Source organism: Armatimonadota bacterium (genome assembly GCA_016869025.1).
Classification (GTDB): Bacteria; Sysuimicrobiota; Sysuimicrobiia; order Sysuimicrobiales; family Humicultoraceae; genus VGFA01.
On record VGFA01000020.1, the window covers coordinates 1 to 14,029 of the forward strand.

The following is a 14,029-nucleotide window of genomic DNA, read 5'->3' on the forward strand; positions in this document are numbered from 1 at the left end:
AGGCAGCGCCTCGGTCTCGAGGTCACCGTGCTTCAGAACCGTCTCACCCTCGACTTGCTCCCAGGCGCCTTCGCTGTCGCGCTTCTGCCGCCGGATTCACCAGTTCCGGCATGGGCCGAACGGGCCGGTTTCCTCTCCGTCACCCACACCCCCGCCGAACTCTCAATCGTATGCAACGACTCCGCCGTTCCGCCAGATGTTCAGGCGCAACGAGGCCTTCGATGCCTCCGCGTGCTTGGCCCGCTGGACTTCTCCCTGGTCGGCGTGCTGGCATCCCTGGCGGACCCCCTTACCCAGGCAGGCATCAGCATCTTCGCTCTCTCCACCTACCAGACCGATTACCTCTTCATTCCAGGCCAGAGCATCAATTCGGCCATCGCCGCGTTATCCGCTGCCGGCCACACAGTTCGTCCGATTGGCGCTGCCTAGCAACCCGCCGGAGCCGACATGGCCAGCCCGGAGCTAAGATCTCGTGCGATAATCGGGTCTGGGCTGGCCAGGCGGCTCAGATCGATGCCGTTCGATGAGGAGAATAGGATATGAGCAAGTTCTGTCAGAGCTGCGGCATGCCGATGAAGAAGGACCCCCAGAACGGTGGTACCAACTCCGACGGGAGCAAGAGCACGGAGTACTGTAGCTACTGCTACGTGAATGGCACCTTCACATCTCCCGAAATTGACACCCCCCAGGCGATGCAGAGGTTCTGCATCGGCAAGCTCAAGGAGATGGGAACGCCAGGGTTCCTCGCATGGTTCTTCACGAGGAGCATTCCAAGACTGAAGCGCTGGGCACCCAAATGAACCATCGAACCAGCCCCTGCACGGGACGCGCGGGGACCGCGCGCCCGTGAGGGGCGACGTTGGGCGTTGTCAGACGAAAACGAGGTAAAGAGAATATGGAGTATTCTGAGTTGATTGCCGCAAGATATAGCGTAAGAGCCTATCGTCCCGACCCTGTCGACGACACAAAACTGCAAGCGGTTCTGGAAGCGGCGCGTCTGGCGCCAACCGCTGCCAACCGCCAACCTTTCCAATTGATTGTGTTGCACACTACTGGGCGCGAGGAAGAGATCGGAGAGATTTACCGTCGCCCGTGGTTTGTCCAGGCGCCGTTAGTGATTGCTGTCTGCGCGATCTCTTCGCAGGCATGGGTCCGGGAAAGCGACCGCTTCAATGCGCGCTTGATCGACGCAGCGATCGTAGCTGATCACCTCATCTTGGCTGCTGCAAACTTGGGATTGGGAACCTGTTGGATTGCGGCTTTCAATGTTGAGGCTGCGCGCAGCGTTCTACAGCTGCCCGAAGAAGTCGAGCCAGTAATCTTTACACCGCTCGGTTATCCTGCCGACCAACCTGGTCCCAAGATACGTAAGCCTCTGGTCGAATTAGTGCGTTACGAACATTGGTGAAGCAGAGCATTCTGGAGAACAGATTTGCGTCATAGAACACCGCCAACACTGGCTCCAGCGGACGGTCGCTCCGCTCCCGCCGCTGAGCCAAGCCGTCATGCGGAATTCCCGCTCCCGCGGTGCGATCACCCGCAACCAAGGAGGTGCCAGATGCCAGTCAACGTGCTCGAGCGCGCAAAGAGAGCTCTCATTGACCTCGATGCCCGCGCTCTGGTCTCCCTCTACGCCGACACATTCCTGTTTGAGGACATCTCCGCCGGCCTTCGCATAGAGACCAAGCAGGCGTTGAAGGAGTACTTCGACTCTCTCTTCGCGTGGCCCAACGTCGAGTTCTCCGACGTTCACTTCTTCGGCATCGCAGACAGGGGCGCAGGCCAGTGGACGTGGCAGGGCACGTCCCGCCAGACCGGCACCCCGTTTGCGATCCGCGGCGCCTCCCTCTTCCGGCTCACAGGAAGCACAATCGCTGAAGAGATCATCTTCTATGACCCAAGGAAGGCCTACGCCTGAGCCGAATCCCGCCCAACCCTTATGAGGCCTCCTCCCGTCAAGAGGTAGGGAGGCCCCCTTTGACGAGGTCGGCGACGCCGGTGGGGCGGTTCCTTCATGCCGTGGGATCAGCGCTGCCCTCCGGGTTTCACAGTTCCGGTGTCAGGCGGTGCCTGCGCCAAAGGCTTATCGAGGGTCACAGCTTCCTCGTCGCGAATGCCGGAGGGAGCTGGTCACTACAATGGTGGGGACGTGCGGTTCTCCTACAACTGAAGCGCATCGCCTGAGGTGTGGCTTGGACGTTCGCAGCGTGATCGAGAGCCTCAAACAGCGTGCCCGGCGCCTGAAGCAGGAGACGCTAGTCCTGTACCTGGCTGCCCGCCATCCCAGCACACCGTGGTACGCGCGGGCGCTCGCCGCGGGTGTAGCTGCCTATGCGCTGAGCCCGATTGATCTCATACCGGACTTCATACCGGTGATCGGATACCTCGACGATCTGCTGATCGTGCCGGCCGGGATAGCGTTGGCCATCAGGTTGGTGCCGGCCCCGGTCATGGCGAAGTGCCGGGCGCGCGCCGAGGAGGCGTTTGCGCAGGGCCGTCCGGTCAGCCGTGCCGCAGCAATCGCGGTGGTCATCACCTGGATCGTCTGCGCCGTGCTGGTACTTGCGATCGTCCGGCGGGTGTTCGTGGGATAGATGTCGAACACCTGGTGGGGCAGCACCTGATTGGGGTCTCCTAGCTACGCCTCGCCCGCCCCATCCGCGTGCGCTTGCAACAGGAGGGTGGAGACACGACGTACTCCCAGACGTTCGACCGCTTTCCCCTGTGGATGGGGCTTGTGGGAATCGGCGTCTCAGTCGCTACGTACATCCTGGGCGCCTACATTCTCTTTGGCTTCGGAATGGCCGCATCCATCCTCTACATCGGATACTGCGCGGCCATCGAGATCTCTGTCCTCAGAGGCAGCTGCGTTCACTGCTACTACTATGGGAAGGTATGTGGGCTCGCCAGGGGTAGAATCTGCTCGCTCTTCTTCAGGCGAGGTAGTCCCGAGAAGTTCCTCGAGCGCCGGGTATCGATCCGGACGATCATTCCTGATCTCCTGGTGGCAGCCGTGCCTTTGATAGGCGGCGTGGGGCTCCTAGTGATGCGATTCAACTGGATGCTCCTGATCTCAATGCTCCTGATCGTACTTCTTGCCACTGCGGGGAACGCGCTCGTAAGAGGCTCGCTCGCATGCCGGCATTGCGCGCAAAGGGACCTTGGATGCCCGGCGGAACGGTTCTTCGTAAGGCAGCGCGTCTAGTGAACTGTCCAACGCAAGGAGAATCCGTACCGCCGGGGGATCTCGGGGGCAGTTGGGTAAGGAGGATGGCATGAGCAGGCAGGTATCAGCGGCAAGAAGGACCACCTTCTACTTGGGCACGGTTCTCCTGGTTGCCGGCGGACTGGTGTTCGCATCGCTGTTCTTCACGGTAGCTGTGGTCGCCATGGGGGGTCCAGACACCGAGAGGGTCATCCCGTCGTTCGTAGTTCGCATGATACTGGCGGCGGCTCTCCTCTTGATCGGCGGCGCTCTGCGGGCGGTTGGGGCGCGCGGCCTGGCCGGTTCGGGCGTGATACTGGACCCGCAACGCGCGCGCCGCGACCTCGAGCCCTACGCGCGCATGGCAGGCGGCATGGTCAAGGACGCCCTGGACGAGGCCGAGATCAAGACCGCAGAGGCAGGACCCGAACGCGTCGTGATGATCAGGTGCCCCTCCTGCAACAGGCTGAACGAGGAGGATTCCAAGTTCTGCCAGGAGTGCGGCAGGAAGCTGTGAGCCCTCTGTGAGGAAGCTGCTGGTCGGCGTGCTCATGGGCGGCCCTTCGCCCGAGCGCGAGGTGTCGCTCGCGTCGGGAAGGCGCATCCTTGCCTCACTCGACCGCGCGCGCTACGATGTGCTGCCGCTGCCGGTGCCGTCCGCCGGCGCGTGGTTCCCTCCGGCGAACCTGGACGTCGCCTTCATAGCCATGCACGGGCCGTTCGGCGAGGACGGGACGGTGCAGGGGATGCTGGAGTTCATGGGCATCCCCTACACCGGCTCGGGCGTCCTGGCGAGCGCCCTGGCCATGGACAAGCGGCGCTCACGTCAGTTGATGGCGCTGAACGGCGTGCCGGTGCCCGGGTACCTGGCGGTGGATCGCGATCAGCTCACGGCCAGGCTGCCCTCGCTGGTGGATGAGGTGGCGCACACGCTGGGCTTTCCATGCATCGTCAAGCCCAACGCCCTGGGCAGCAGCATCGGGGTCAGCCTGGTCAGGCGGCCGGAGGGGTTGGAAGGCGCCCTTCGAGAGGCGCTGTCCCTCGATCGGGCCGCCCTCATCGAGGAGTATCTCACCGGCACCGAGCTCACATGCGCGATCATTGACGATCCCGAGGGCGCCGGTCCGGTGGCGCTGCCGCTGGTGGAGATCGTGCCCAAGCGGGAGTTCTTCACCTATGAAGCCAAGTACACTCCGGGAGCAGCGGATGAGATCTGCCCGGCCCGGCTGCATGCAACGGCGGTCTGGCGCGCGCAGTCGGCCGCGCTGCGCGCCTACCGCGCTCTTGGTTGCGCCGACTTCGCGCGCGTGGACCTCTTTGTGCGCGAGGCCGATGTCGCCGTGCTCGAGGTGAACACGATTCCGGGTCTGACCGAGCGGAGTCTTTTCCCGCAGGCCGCGCTGGCCGCGGGGCTGGAGTTTGCGGCCGTGCTGGACCGCCTGATCGCATCCGCGCTGCGCCGTGCCCGAAGGCCATCCCAGGAGGTGCAGGAGAAATGACGCCCCCCGGAGGGCAGAACTGGATAGTGAAGTCGCACGCGCTCGGCAACGACTACCTGGTGCTCGACCCGGCGGCGCTCACCTTCGATCTGACGCCCCAGGCGATACAGCGCATATGCGATCGGCACCTCGGCGTTGGCTCTGACGGGATCCTGGCGCTCGCGCCTTCGGCGCGCGCGGACTTTGGCCTGCGCATCTACAACCCCGACGGCAGCGAGGCCGAGAAGAGCGGCAACGGCCTGCGCATCTTCGCCAAGTTCCTCTACGACCATGGCTACACCGATCAGACGGCCTTCACTGTGGAGGTGCCCGGCGGGATCGCAGGCATCACGCTGCACCTGGTGGACGGGCGCATCGAGCAGATGACCGTAGACGTGGGGCGCGCGACCTTCCACAGCACCGAGATCCCTGTCGCGGGTCCGCCCCGCGAGGTGGTGGACGAGATCATCGAGGTCGGCGAACAGAAGCTGGAGATCACGGCGGTTTCGGTCGGCAACCCGCACTGCGTCGTCTTCGTCCCCGACCTGGGTCTGATTGATCTGCACCGGCTCGGGCCGCTCCTTGAAACCCATCCCCTGTTTCCCAAGCGCACCAACGTTCAGTTCGCGCAGGTGGTGGCGCGCGACCGGGTGCAGATTCTCATCTGGGAGCGCGGCGTCGGCGAGACGATGGCTTCGGGTACAAGCGCCAGCGCGGTGGCGGCCGCCTCGGTGCGCGAGGAGATGACCGACCGCGAGATCACGGTCTCCGCCCCCGGAGGAGACCTGCGCGTGACCGTGGGCGACGACTGGAGCATCCGGGTGACCGGCCCGGCGTCCGAGGTCTACGCGGGGTCGCTCAGCGCCGATCTGGTAGCGGCGATGGGAGGGCAGTCATGAGCCGCAAGGTCCTCTACGTGATCCTGGATGGGGTCGGCGACCGGCCGATCGGGGCGCTGGGAGGCCGCACGCCGCTTGAGGCCGCGCGCACCCCCCATCTCGACCGCCTTGCAGATGCGGGCCAGCAGGGGCTGGTCACCACGGTGGGAGAAGGCATCGCGCCCGAGTCGGACGTGGCGGTTGTCGCCATCCTGGGATACGATCCTCTGGTTTATCACGTGGGCCGGGGGCCGCTGGAGGCGCTCGGCGCCGGGCTGGACTTCGGGGGGGGCGACCTGGCATTGCGCGGTAACTTCGCCACCGGCGGAGAAGGCGCCTCGATCGTTGACCGGCGCGTGGGCCGCAACCTTTCTTCTGAAGAGGCCCGCACGCTGGCCGAGGCGATCACCGCGCAGATCACTTTGGAAAGCGCGCCGGCCAGGGTAGTTGCTGCGGCGACGATCGGACACCGCTGCGCGGTGGTCTTCCATCCCACCCAGGGGCGACTGAGCGCCCAGATCTCGAACACCGATCCGGCCTACGCGCGCATCGGCGGGATGGGCGTCGCCCGGGCCACGTTCGGGAATCAGGTTGAGGAGTGCGTTCCTCTCGATGGATCATCCGAGGCGCGCGCGTCCGCGGCGCTGGTGAACGAGTTCACCTGGAAGAGCCGCAAGATCATGGACGCGCACCCGCTGAACGCCCAGCGGCGGGCCGAGGGCAAGCTGGCCGGCAACCTGATCCTGCTACGCGACGGCGGCGACCATCTGCCCCAAGTCCCCTCGGTACACGAGCGCTTCGGCGTGCGGCTGGGGTGCTTCGTGGAGATGCCGGTCGAGCGAGGGATCGCGCGCTTCCTGGGAATGGGCGTGGTCGAGATACCGCACGGCACGTCGGCCAGCCGCGCCGAGGCCTACCAGACCTGGGCGCGCCGCGCGATCGAGGCGCTTCCGCAATATGACGGTCTCTACATGCACCTGAAGGGGCCCGATGAGCCCGGGCACGACGGGGATTTCACCGCCAAGCAGCAGGTAATCGAGGAGATCGACGCGCACTTCTTCGGCACGCTGCTTCCGGCACTCGATCCATCCACGGCCATAGTGGCCGTGACCGCCGACCACGCAACCCCCTGCGAGGTGCGCGGTCACTCGCCCGACCCGGTGCCCCTGCTGATCGGCGGCGGGGGCACGGCTCCCGACGGCGCCGGCCGGTTCACCGAGGCCGCCGCTGCCCGGGGAGCGCTCGGGCACCTGCGCGGCATCGAGATTCTGCCGCTGCTCGTAGGGCGGAGGTAGGATAGGCCCATCGCCACGGATCGCCGCTGTGAATCGCCGGGGTAGACCGTGAAGGTCCGCGCCCAACTCGACCTCTGGCTGCCGGGGCTCTGCGCCTCGCGCTTCTTCATGAACCTGATCCACATGACCTATGCCGCATGTCTGCCCGTGCTCCGGGGGGCATGGGGCATGTCCGCGGCCCAGGCCGGTTCGGTGGCCACCGGCTTCCAGATCGGTTACGCGGTATCCTTACTTGGCTTCTCCTGGTTGGCCGACCGGGTCGGCGCACGGCGCATCTTTCTGACTTCCGGCGCCTTGAGCACGATTGCGGCGCTGGGGTTCGCGCTCTTCGCGCGGTCGTACGCTTCCGGGCTGGTGTTGTTCACGCTGGTCGCGCTCGCCCAGGGCGGCACCTACACCACGGCCATCATGCTCATCTCCGACCGCTACCGTTCGCAGCACCGGGGCGCGGCACTTGGATGGTTGATCGCCGCCTCCTCGTTGAGCCATGCGGCATCGCTTCTGGTTACGGGAGCAGTGCTGTCTCGCGGCGGGTATCAATTGGCGTTCCTAGTGACCGCCGCCGGCACGCTCGCAGGGATGCTCATTGGCTGGATCATGCTGCGGGGGACGGCCAACGTGATCCATCCCAGCGAGGGTGGGGCCGGTGCCGGGGCCGAGTTGCTGCGCAACCCGCATGCTGCGCGCCTGATCATCAGCTACACGGGTCATTCGTGGGAACTGCTGGGCATGTGGGCGTGGGCGCCGGCGTTCGTGGCGGCCAGTTTTGCCGCATCCGGGGCGATGACGCTGCGGGCCGCCGAGCTCGGCGCATATCTCTCGGCTTCCTTCCACCTGATGGGTTGGGTGGCGTCGTCGTCCATGGGACTCCTGTCGGACAGACTCGGGCGCCGCACGGTCATTCTGGTCCTGGCAGCGGTCAGCGCCGCGTGCTCGTTCAGTTTTGGATGGTTGGTGGGAGGACCGCTGCTGCTGGTGGCTGTTGTGGGCTCGGTTTACGGTTTCACGGCCCTGGGTGACTCGCCTGTGCTGTCTGTTGCACTGACCGAGGCGGTGCGCCCTGCATATCTCGGGTCGGCCCTGGCAATCCGGTCGCTCCTGGGATTCGGCGCCGGCGCGGTCGCGCCTGTCGTCTTCGGCCTGGTGCTGGACACGACCAACCCAACAGGGTCGCCCGCATCCGGATGGGGATGGGCCTTTGTCGTGCTGGGCGTCGGCGGGCTGGCCGCGGTGCTGTCCGCATGGGGCCTGCCGCGCGCGCGGCGGAGATCCTTCCGGGAGGTGTGAGCAAGATGGACCACCCAGAGATCCCTAACCGGTGGCCTGGCCACTGCTTCGGCTGCTCGCCGGCCAACCCGCACGGACTGCGCCTTCGCTTCTGGCACTCGGAGCAGGGTTGCTACACCAGGTACGCCGTCCCCGAGCACCTTTGCGGCTTCGACAGGGTTGCTCACGGAGGGATTGTCGCGACGCTCCTGGACGAGGTATCGGCCTGGACCGTCATCGCACGTCTTGGCCGGCTGGGGGTCACCCGCGAGATCTCGATCCGCTACATCAGGCCCGTGCCGACCGGTGCCGAAGTGCATGTTGAGGGGCAGGTTGTCAGCAGCGACGATAGGGTTGCGGTCGTGCGCGCACGCGTCACGCTGCCGGGCCACCCGGAACACGAGGTGCTGGCCGAGAGCACGAGCACATGGGCGCTGCCAAAGCTCTCGAACATCGCCAGGATGGCAGGGCTGGATGAGCCGGCCCTGCGGGAGTACCTGGAGGCCATGAGGCAGGGCTAGCCCGCCGCCCTCCGCCGCACCAGCAGCCAGATACCAAGCACGACCAATAGTACGGGCCACCAGGCGGTCATTGCCTGCAGGATGCCCGCGCCCCGCACGATCCGCAGCAGCCCGACGGCCACCAGGATCCCGCCTGGTACAAGCGGCCACCATTCGGCGGCCTGCCTGCCGCTTCTCGCGAGATCCACGACATAGATGAACAGGAAGCCGACACCCAGCCCGAGCAGCACCGGCGCGCGGTCGGCGCCGACCCATTCGCGTGCCGCGATGCCGGCGCCCAGCCCGGTCACGATCCCGGCCGGCACCAGGAGCCCATACCTGCCCGTGAAGGCATAGGCCACCAGCAGGAGCGCACCGACAAACAGGACGCTCTGATCACCGACGGGCAATGCCCTCATGGCCAGCAGCAGGACGACACCGACGACTATCAGTACAAGGCCCTGCACGTATCTCCGCTCCATCGTCCACCTCGCCCGGAGGTTCGTGTGCTGCGTTGACAGTCTTTTCACTACGCGCGACAATTGCCCTGCCTGCAGATGTCGGACCATCGGACCAATCCAGACCCCGTGCGCCAGCCCGTGCGCCGCACGAAGATCTACGAGGAGGTGGCGGCGCGTATTCTACGCCTTATCTCCGAGGGACGGCTTGAACCCGGAGACAAGCTCCCGCCCGAGCGCGAGCTCGCCGCGGCCCTGGGCGTAAGCCGCACCTCGATCCGCGATGCCATCCGCACGCTGGAGGCGACCGGCCTGCTTGAGCCCCGGCAGGGCCACGGCACGGTGATCCGGGAACTCTCCGCTGCCGGTCTGGTGGCGCCCATCGCGTCGGCGCTGGGGATGAGACCCGACCTAGTGCCAGATGTCATGGCCTTCCGCAAGATGATCGAACCCACCCTGGCCCGTCAGGCCGCTGTGAGCGCGACCCCGGATGAGGTGCGCCAGTTGGAGGCGATACTCGTAGACCAGACGGTCCGCGTAGAGGCGGGTGGCCTGGGCGTGGAAGAAGGCGGGGCCTTCCACGGCCTGATTGCGCGCGCGGCGCGCAACCAGGTCGCGGGGGTGGTCGTCGAGTTGCTGCTGCACCTGCTGCGCAGCGACCGCGAGCTGGCGTTGCGGGCACGGGGCCGGCCGCGGCAGTCGCTCCGAGGGCACCGGGCCATCTTGGAGGCCATACGACGGCGCGATGGCGGCACGGCCGAGCAGGCCATGCTGGCGCACCTCGAGCAGATCGAAGCGACGCTACTTCCGGTCCGGGCGCGCGCGCCGGCGCGAACCGAAGGCGGCGTCTAGCCGTTGGCCCGTCACCCTTGGCCGCGCGAGACCCGGCTGTTCCGGGCGGCATGGATCGCCGTGCGCGCCCTTCTCCGGCTCCTGTTTCGCTTCAGGGTCGAAGGCCTCGAGCACCTTCCCGCGGGCCCTGCGGTCCTCGTCGCCAACCATCCGAGCGCGCTGGACCCCCTGTTCCTGGCAGCGGCCGTGCCCGATCGCCTGCTGTTCCTGGCAGCGGCAGAGTTCTTCGCGCTGCCCGCGGTGGGCTGGGCGATGCGGATCTACGGGTGCATACCGGTCCGCCGCGGCGAGGTGGATGCCGCGGCGGTGCGGGGAGCGCTGCTCGCGCTGGAGGGCGGGCGCAAGGTGGCGGTCTTCCCACAGGGCCGCGTGACCCCGCATCCGAACGGGCGCCCGGGGCTGCGCGGCGCCGCGCTGCTGGCCTCGCGCGCCGGCGTGCCAGTGGTTCCGATCGCGCTCGCAGGAACCGGCCGGGTCTTTCCCCTGGGTGCCTGGCTTCCACGGCCAGGCCGTGTAGCCGTGCGGATCGGCCCGCCGCTGTCGCCGCCGGGCGCCGAACGGGCGTCGCAGAACGCGGCCACCGAGGCGGCCATGGCCTGGATCCACGCGCACAGCTGGCGTTAGCGCAGCCAGAAGATGTAGAGCAGGATGTGGGCCACGCCCACGGCCACCATGGTGAAGGGCATGCTGATCTTCATGTAGCGGCCCAGTTCCACCCGCTCGCCGTGCTTTTCCAGGAAGCCGCACGCGAAGACGTTGGCCGTGGCGCCCACCGGCGTGATGTTGCCGCCGCTGCCCGTGCCGATCAGCATTCCAAACAGCAGCGGCCACGCGCTTGTCCCCAGCAGCCCGGCCAGGTCCTGGGCCACCGGAATCATCAGCACCGTGAACGGCACGTTGTCCACGAACGACGAGATGGCTACCGATATCCAGATCAGGGCGGCCATGGCCAGCCCCGGGGTCTTCAGCCCTACCCCGTGCAGCAGGCCCGCGAACTCCCGAAGCAGCCCGGTGGACCGCAGCGAGTGCGCTACCACGAAGATGCCCATTATGAAGGCGAACGAGTTCCAGTCGAACTCGACGAACATCGCCCGGAACCGCCGGCGGTTGAGCCACAGGGCGGCGCCGCCGGCGGCCACGCCGACGATTCCAGGCGAGAGGCCGCGGCCGTGTCCAAAGGCCAGGACCGCTACCGATACCACGAACAGAACCGTCGCCCCGTAGGTGGCCGGCACCTCGTCGGTAGGCAGGTCAATCCGCCTGGACATGTGGCGGAACTGGAACAGCAGGGTAAGCAGCGCCGCGACAACAGCGACGACCGTCAGCGTACCCAGCCCGATCCGTCCCTGGAACCAGTAGAAGTCCATGAACTTCATTCCTGTCTCGATGGCAAGGATGATTGACGGCGGGTCAGCGACCATGGTCACGGTCGTGACCACGTTGGACGCTATACCAATGACGACCATGTACGGGAAGAGGGGTGTGTTCAGGCGCCTGCTGATCGCCAGCGCGATCGGCGCCATCATCAATACCACGCCCACGTTCTCCATCCAGACGGACAGGAAGGCGGTCGAGGCGGCCAGATAGAGGATGGCGTGTTTCTCGGCGTGGGCGGCCTTCAGGATGCGCTCGGCCAGGAGCTTCGGGACGCCGCTGTCCATGAAGGCGATCGAGACCATCATGAAGCCCCAGTAGATGCCCAACACGTCCCATTTCAGGGCCTGTGTCACGACCTCGTGCGGTGTCAGGATGCGCAGCGCGACCAGCAGCACGGCCGCGGTCAGAGAGACGTAGGCGATTTTGATGCGGCGGGTGAGGGCCAGCGCGTACGTTGCGCCGAAGATCGCCAGCGCTATGATCTGCTCGAAGCTCATCAGGGACCGCACCCCCTGGACAACCAGCCCTCAACCTAGCAGGATTGCGCGCCGGCCGTCAATCCACGGAGGAGCCAAAGCGGCGCCGGAACGCGCCGGCGCAGCCACAAGAGGAAGCACCTACTCCTTTGCGAAGTTGCATACGGAACCGACCGGCGATCCACAGACGGACACGAGGAGGACGGTCATGCGGTGGGTTGCGATCTTTGAAGACAACGAGGGCAAAGAGTCGATTCGCAAGGAGCACTCAAACGCGCACTATGACTACCTGGCGGCAAATCGCGACAAGATAGTGATCGCCGGGGGGCTGCGCCCGGCGCCGGACGAATGGTTCTGCGGGGGGCTCTGGGTGATGGAGGTTGACTCCAGGGAAGAAGCCGTGAAGCTCGCCGAGTCGGATCCCTTCTTCAGACTGGGGCTCCGCAAGGGCTATCGCTTGCTTGCCTGGGGCAAGGCTCCCTGCTACGATGCGGTGACTCTTTGACGGGTGAGGGAAGGCGCCGCGGCACCTGCATAGAAGAGAGAAGAGATAGGCATTCATGATCCAGCGAGAATGCATTTCGCGGCAACGCACAGGAGGGGATGTTGTGAAACGTTTGGCACTTTGCTCCGTCGTGCTGGCGGTGGCCCTGGCCCTTGTAGCCGTTCCCGTCGATACCATCGGGGCGCAGCAGCCCCGGCGCGGCGGGGTTCTACGCATGGCGCACATCGGTGAGCCGCCCACCCTGGACCTGCACACGACCACGGCGCTCATCGTCCAGGACATCATGCTGCACGTCTACGAGGGGCTCTTCGCGTTGAACAGCGGGTTCGAGCCGAAGCCGATGCTGGTTGACACCTGGAAGATCAGCCCGAACCGGCTGGTCTACACGTTCAATCTGCGCAAGGGCGTGCGCTTCCACCACGGCAGGGAGCTGAACGGCGACGACGTGGTGGCGTCGCTCTCTCGCTGGGGGCGGCTGTCCACGCGCGGCAGGGCGCTGTTCGCGGTGACCCAATCGCTGTCCGCGCCGGATGCCCACACCGTCGTGCTCCGACTCAAGGAACCCTACGGGCTGGTCCTGGTGGACCTGGCGTTGGCGCTGCAGGGGGCTGTTATCTATCCGAAGGAGGTCATCGACGAAGCAGGGGCAGGCCCCGTTCGCCGGTTCATAGGCACCGGGCCCTACCGGTTTGTTGAGCACGCGCCCGACCGCCATGTGCGGCTCGACCGGTTCGATGGGTACAGCTCGCGCACGGAGGAGCCCGACGGGTTCGCCGGCCGCAAAGGCGCCTACCTTGACACGATCTACATCGTGCCCGTCCCCGACGTGGCCGTCCGCATCGCCGGCGTCACGCGCGGCGAATACCAGTTCGCCGAGAGCGTGCCCCAGGACGACTTCACCCGGCTGCAGGGCGATCCCAACCTGGTGCCCTTCGTTCCGCCGGTGCCGCTGTGGCTGACCACCGTGTTCAACAAGCGCACCGGTCCGTTTGTCAACCCCAAGATGCGGCAGGCATGGCTGGCGGCCCTGGACATGGAAGCTATCATGCGCGGGACGTTCGGCAACCCGAAGTTCTGGCGCCTGGACCCGGCGCTGCTCCCGAAGCCGCACTACATGTGGACCGACGTCGGCAAGGAGCGATTCAACCAGAAGAACACCGAGCGGGCGCGGCAGCTCCTGACCGAGGCCGGGTACCGCGGCGAGCCGATCAAGTGGATGACCACGATGGAGTACCAGGCCTACGGGATCTCGGCGCAGATCGCCAAGCCGATGCTGGAGAGGGCGGGTTTCGTCTTCGACTTCCAGGTGGTGGACTGGGCCACGCTGATCTCGCGCAGGGCGCGCTCTGAGCTTTGGGACGCGCTCAACACGGCACAGCTCACCTTCCCTGACCCCACTCAGGTGCTGGTGCTCAGCCATACCTGGCCGGGCTGGTACGAGAGCCGGGACATGGCGGCGATGATGACACTGCTCGCGCGGCACACCGACCCGAAGGTCCGCATGGAGATCTGGAAGCGCGCGCAGCGGCTGTTCTGGGAGGACGTGCCGGCGATCAAGTACGGCGACTACTTCCCCCTGCACCTGCACCGGAAGGAGCTGAGGGGCTACACCGGGCAGCCCGGACACGCGTTCTGGAACGTGTGGCTGGAGGGGCGATAGGGAGGGCCAACAGGAGGTTTGGGTAGGGCAGGCGCACCCTGAGGTCCGATTGACGCGTTCAACGGCGCGTGCTATCATC

18 protein-coding genes are annotated in these 14,029 nt (G+C 66.1%); 16 read left to right on the forward strand and 2 right to left on the reverse strand.

What is annotated here, in order from left to right; all coding sequences use genetic code 11:
- The first annotated feature begins 27 nt into the window (after positions 1-27).
- The 12 genes from FJX73_10040 to FJX73_10095 all read left to right on the forward strand — a co-directional run bounded on the left by FJX73_10040 (position 28) and on the right by FJX73_10095 (position 8,643).
- Positions 28-429, forward strand: a complete 402-nt coding sequence (locus FJX73_10040; GenBank protein MBM3471110.1) for an ACT domain-containing protein — start codon at positions 28-30, stop codon at positions 427-429.
- 110 nt (positions 430-539) lie between these two features.
- Positions 540-800 carry a hypothetical protein gene (locus FJX73_10045; protein MBM3471111.1) on the forward strand — a complete coding sequence of 87 codons (261 nt, stop codon included), beginning with the start codon at positions 540-542 and terminating at the stop codon, positions 798-800.
- 95 nt (positions 801-895) lie between these two features.
- On the forward strand, positions 896-1,408 hold the full coding sequence (locus FJX73_10050) for a nitroreductase (GenBank protein ID MBM3471112.1): 513 nt from the start codon (positions 896-898) through the stop codon (positions 1,406-1,408).
- Positions 1,409-1,558: 150 nt separating this feature from the next.
- Positions 1,559-1,918, forward strand: coding sequence for a nuclear transport factor 2 family protein (locus FJX73_10055; GenBank protein ID MBM3471113.1), 360 nt, complete (start codon positions 1,559-1,561; stop codon positions 1,916-1,918).
- Between the two features lie 289 nt (positions 1,919-2,207).
- Positions 2,208-2,594, forward strand: a complete 387-nt coding sequence (locus FJX73_10060) for a DUF1232 domain-containing protein (protein MBM3471114.1) — start codon at positions 2,208-2,210, stop codon at positions 2,592-2,594.
- Positions 2,595-2,662: 68 nt separating this feature from the next.
- Positions 2,663-3,205, forward strand: coding sequence for a hypothetical protein (locus tag FJX73_10065; GenBank protein ID MBM3471115.1), 543 nt, complete (start codon positions 2,663-2,665; stop codon positions 3,203-3,205).
- A 70-nt stretch (positions 3,206-3,275) separates the two neighbouring features.
- A complete protein-coding gene (locus FJX73_10070) occupies positions 3,276-3,722 on the forward strand; it encodes a zinc ribbon domain-containing protein (protein ID MBM3471116.1) in 447 nt (148 codons plus the stop codon).
- 34 nt (positions 3,723-3,756) lie between these two features.
- On the forward strand, positions 3,757-4,704 hold the full coding sequence (locus tag FJX73_10075) for a D-alanine--D-alanine ligase (protein ID MBM3471117.1): 948 nt from the start codon (positions 3,757-3,759) through the stop codon (positions 4,702-4,704).
- The gene (locus tag FJX73_10080) at positions 4,701-5,582 is read left to right on the forward strand and encodes a diaminopimelate epimerase (protein MBM3471118.1); all 882 of its coding nucleotides are present in this window, start codon (positions 4,701-4,703) and stop codon (positions 5,580-5,582) included. Before FJX73_10075 ends, FJX73_10080 begins: the two co-directional genes overlap by 4 nt.
- Positions 5,579-6,856 (forward strand): 2,3-bisphosphoglycerate-independent phosphoglycerate mutase, encoded by a 1,278-nt coding sequence (apgM, locus tag FJX73_10085; protein ID MBM3471119.1) that lies wholly within the window; start codon positions 5,579-5,581, stop codon positions 6,854-6,856. The genes FJX73_10080 and apgM overlap by 4 nt, the downstream gene beginning before the upstream one ends.
- Before the next feature lie 48 nt (positions 6,857-6,904).
- Positions 6,905-8,143 carry an MFS transporter gene (locus FJX73_10090; protein ID MBM3471120.1) on the forward strand — a complete coding sequence of 413 codons (1,239 nt, stop codon included), beginning with the start codon at positions 6,905-6,907 and terminating at the stop codon, positions 8,141-8,143.
- A 5-nt stretch (positions 8,144-8,148) separates the two neighbouring features.
- A complete protein-coding gene (locus FJX73_10095) occupies positions 8,149-8,643 on the forward strand; it encodes a PaaI family thioesterase (protein ID MBM3471121.1) in 495 nt (164 codons plus the stop codon).
- On the opposite strand, the gene FJX73_10100 is transcribed toward FJX73_10095, so the two are convergent.
- Positions 8,640-9,104, reverse strand: a complete 465-nt coding sequence (locus FJX73_10100; GenBank protein MBM3471122.1) for a hypothetical protein — start codon at positions 9,102-9,104, stop codon at positions 8,640-8,642. The genes FJX73_10095 and FJX73_10100 overlap by 4 nt on opposite strands.
- Positions 9,105-9,179: 75 nt before the next feature.
- On the opposite strand from FJX73_10100, the gene FJX73_10105 reads away from it, so the two are divergent.
- Entirely contained in the window at positions 9,180-9,932 is a 753-nt protein-coding gene (locus FJX73_10105; protein MBM3471123.1) for a FadR family transcriptional regulator, read from the forward strand.
- 3 nt (positions 9,933-9,935) lie between these two features.
- Positions 9,936-10,556 (forward strand): 1-acyl-sn-glycerol-3-phosphate acyltransferase, encoded by a 621-nt coding sequence (locus FJX73_10110; protein ID MBM3471124.1) that lies wholly within the window; start codon positions 9,936-9,938, stop codon positions 10,554-10,556.
- Here FJX73_10110 and FJX73_10115 read toward each other — a convergent pair.
- Positions 10,553-11,806, reverse strand: coding sequence for a hypothetical protein (locus tag FJX73_10115; protein MBM3471125.1), 1,254 nt, complete (start codon positions 11,804-11,806; stop codon positions 10,553-10,555). The two genes, FJX73_10110 and FJX73_10115, sit on opposite strands and share 4 nt — an antisense overlap.
- Positions 11,807-11,993: 187 nt before the next feature.
- Between FJX73_10115 and FJX73_10120 the strand changes: the two genes are divergently transcribed.
- Both FJX73_10120 and FJX73_10125 read left to right on the forward strand, forming a co-directional pair.
- Positions 11,994-12,290 carry a hypothetical protein gene (locus tag FJX73_10120; protein MBM3471126.1) on the forward strand — a complete coding sequence of 99 codons (297 nt, stop codon included), beginning with the start codon at positions 11,994-11,996 and terminating at the stop codon, positions 12,288-12,290.
- A 55-nt stretch (positions 12,291-12,345) separates the two neighbouring features.
- Positions 12,346-13,950: an ABC transporter substrate-binding protein gene (locus tag FJX73_10125; protein ID MBM3471127.1), complete on the forward strand. Its 1,605-nt coding sequence runs from the start codon at positions 12,346-12,348 to the stop codon at positions 13,948-13,950.
- The last annotated feature ends 79 nt before the right edge of the window (positions 13,951-14,029 follow it).

Coding starts and splice junctions, on each gene's coding strand:
- FJX73_10125 (MBM3471127.1), top strand. CDS start 12,346: ATGATCCAGCGAGAATGCATTTCGCGGCAACGCACAGGAGGGGATGTT.
- FJX73_10080 (MBM3471118.1), top strand. CDS start 4,701: ATGACGCCCCCCGGAGGGCAGAACTGGATAGTGAAGTCGCACGCGCTC.
- FJX73_10055 (MBM3471113.1), top strand. CDS start 1,559: ATGCCAGTCAACGTGCTCGAGCGCGCAAAGAGAGCTCTCATTGACCTC.
- apgM (MBM3471119.1), top strand. CDS start 5,579: ATGAGCCGCAAGGTCCTCTACGTGATCCTGGATGGGGTCGGCGACCGG.
- FJX73_10120 (MBM3471126.1), top strand. CDS start 11,994: ATGCGGTGGGTTGCGATCTTTGAAGACAACGAGGGCAAAGAGTCGATT.
- FJX73_10050 (MBM3471112.1), top strand. CDS start 896: ATGGAGTATTCTGAGTTGATTGCCGCAAGATATAGCGTAAGAGCCTAT.
- FJX73_10070 (MBM3471116.1), top strand. CDS start 3,276: ATGAGCAGGCAGGTATCAGCGGCAAGAAGGACCACCTTCTACTTGGGC.
- FJX73_10100 (MBM3471122.1), bottom strand. CDS start 9,104: ATGGAGCGGAGATACGTGCAGGGCCTTGTACTGATAGTCGTCGGTGTC.
- FJX73_10105 (MBM3471123.1), top strand. CDS start 9,180: ATGTCGGACCATCGGACCAATCCAGACCCCGTGCGCCAGCCCGTGCGC.
- FJX73_10045 (MBM3471111.1), top strand. CDS start 540: ATGAGCAAGTTCTGTCAGAGCTGCGGCATGCCGATGAAGAAGGACCCC.
- FJX73_10115 (MBM3471125.1), bottom strand. CDS start 11,806: ATGAGCTTCGAGCAGATCATAGCGCTGGCGATCTTCGGCGCAACGTAC.
- FJX73_10095 (MBM3471121.1), top strand. CDS start 8,149: ATGGACCACCCAGAGATCCCTAACCGGTGGCCTGGCCACTGCTTCGGC.
- FJX73_10075 (MBM3471117.1), top strand. CDS start 3,757: ATGGGCGGCCCTTCGCCCGAGCGCGAGGTGTCGCTCGCGTCGGGAAGG.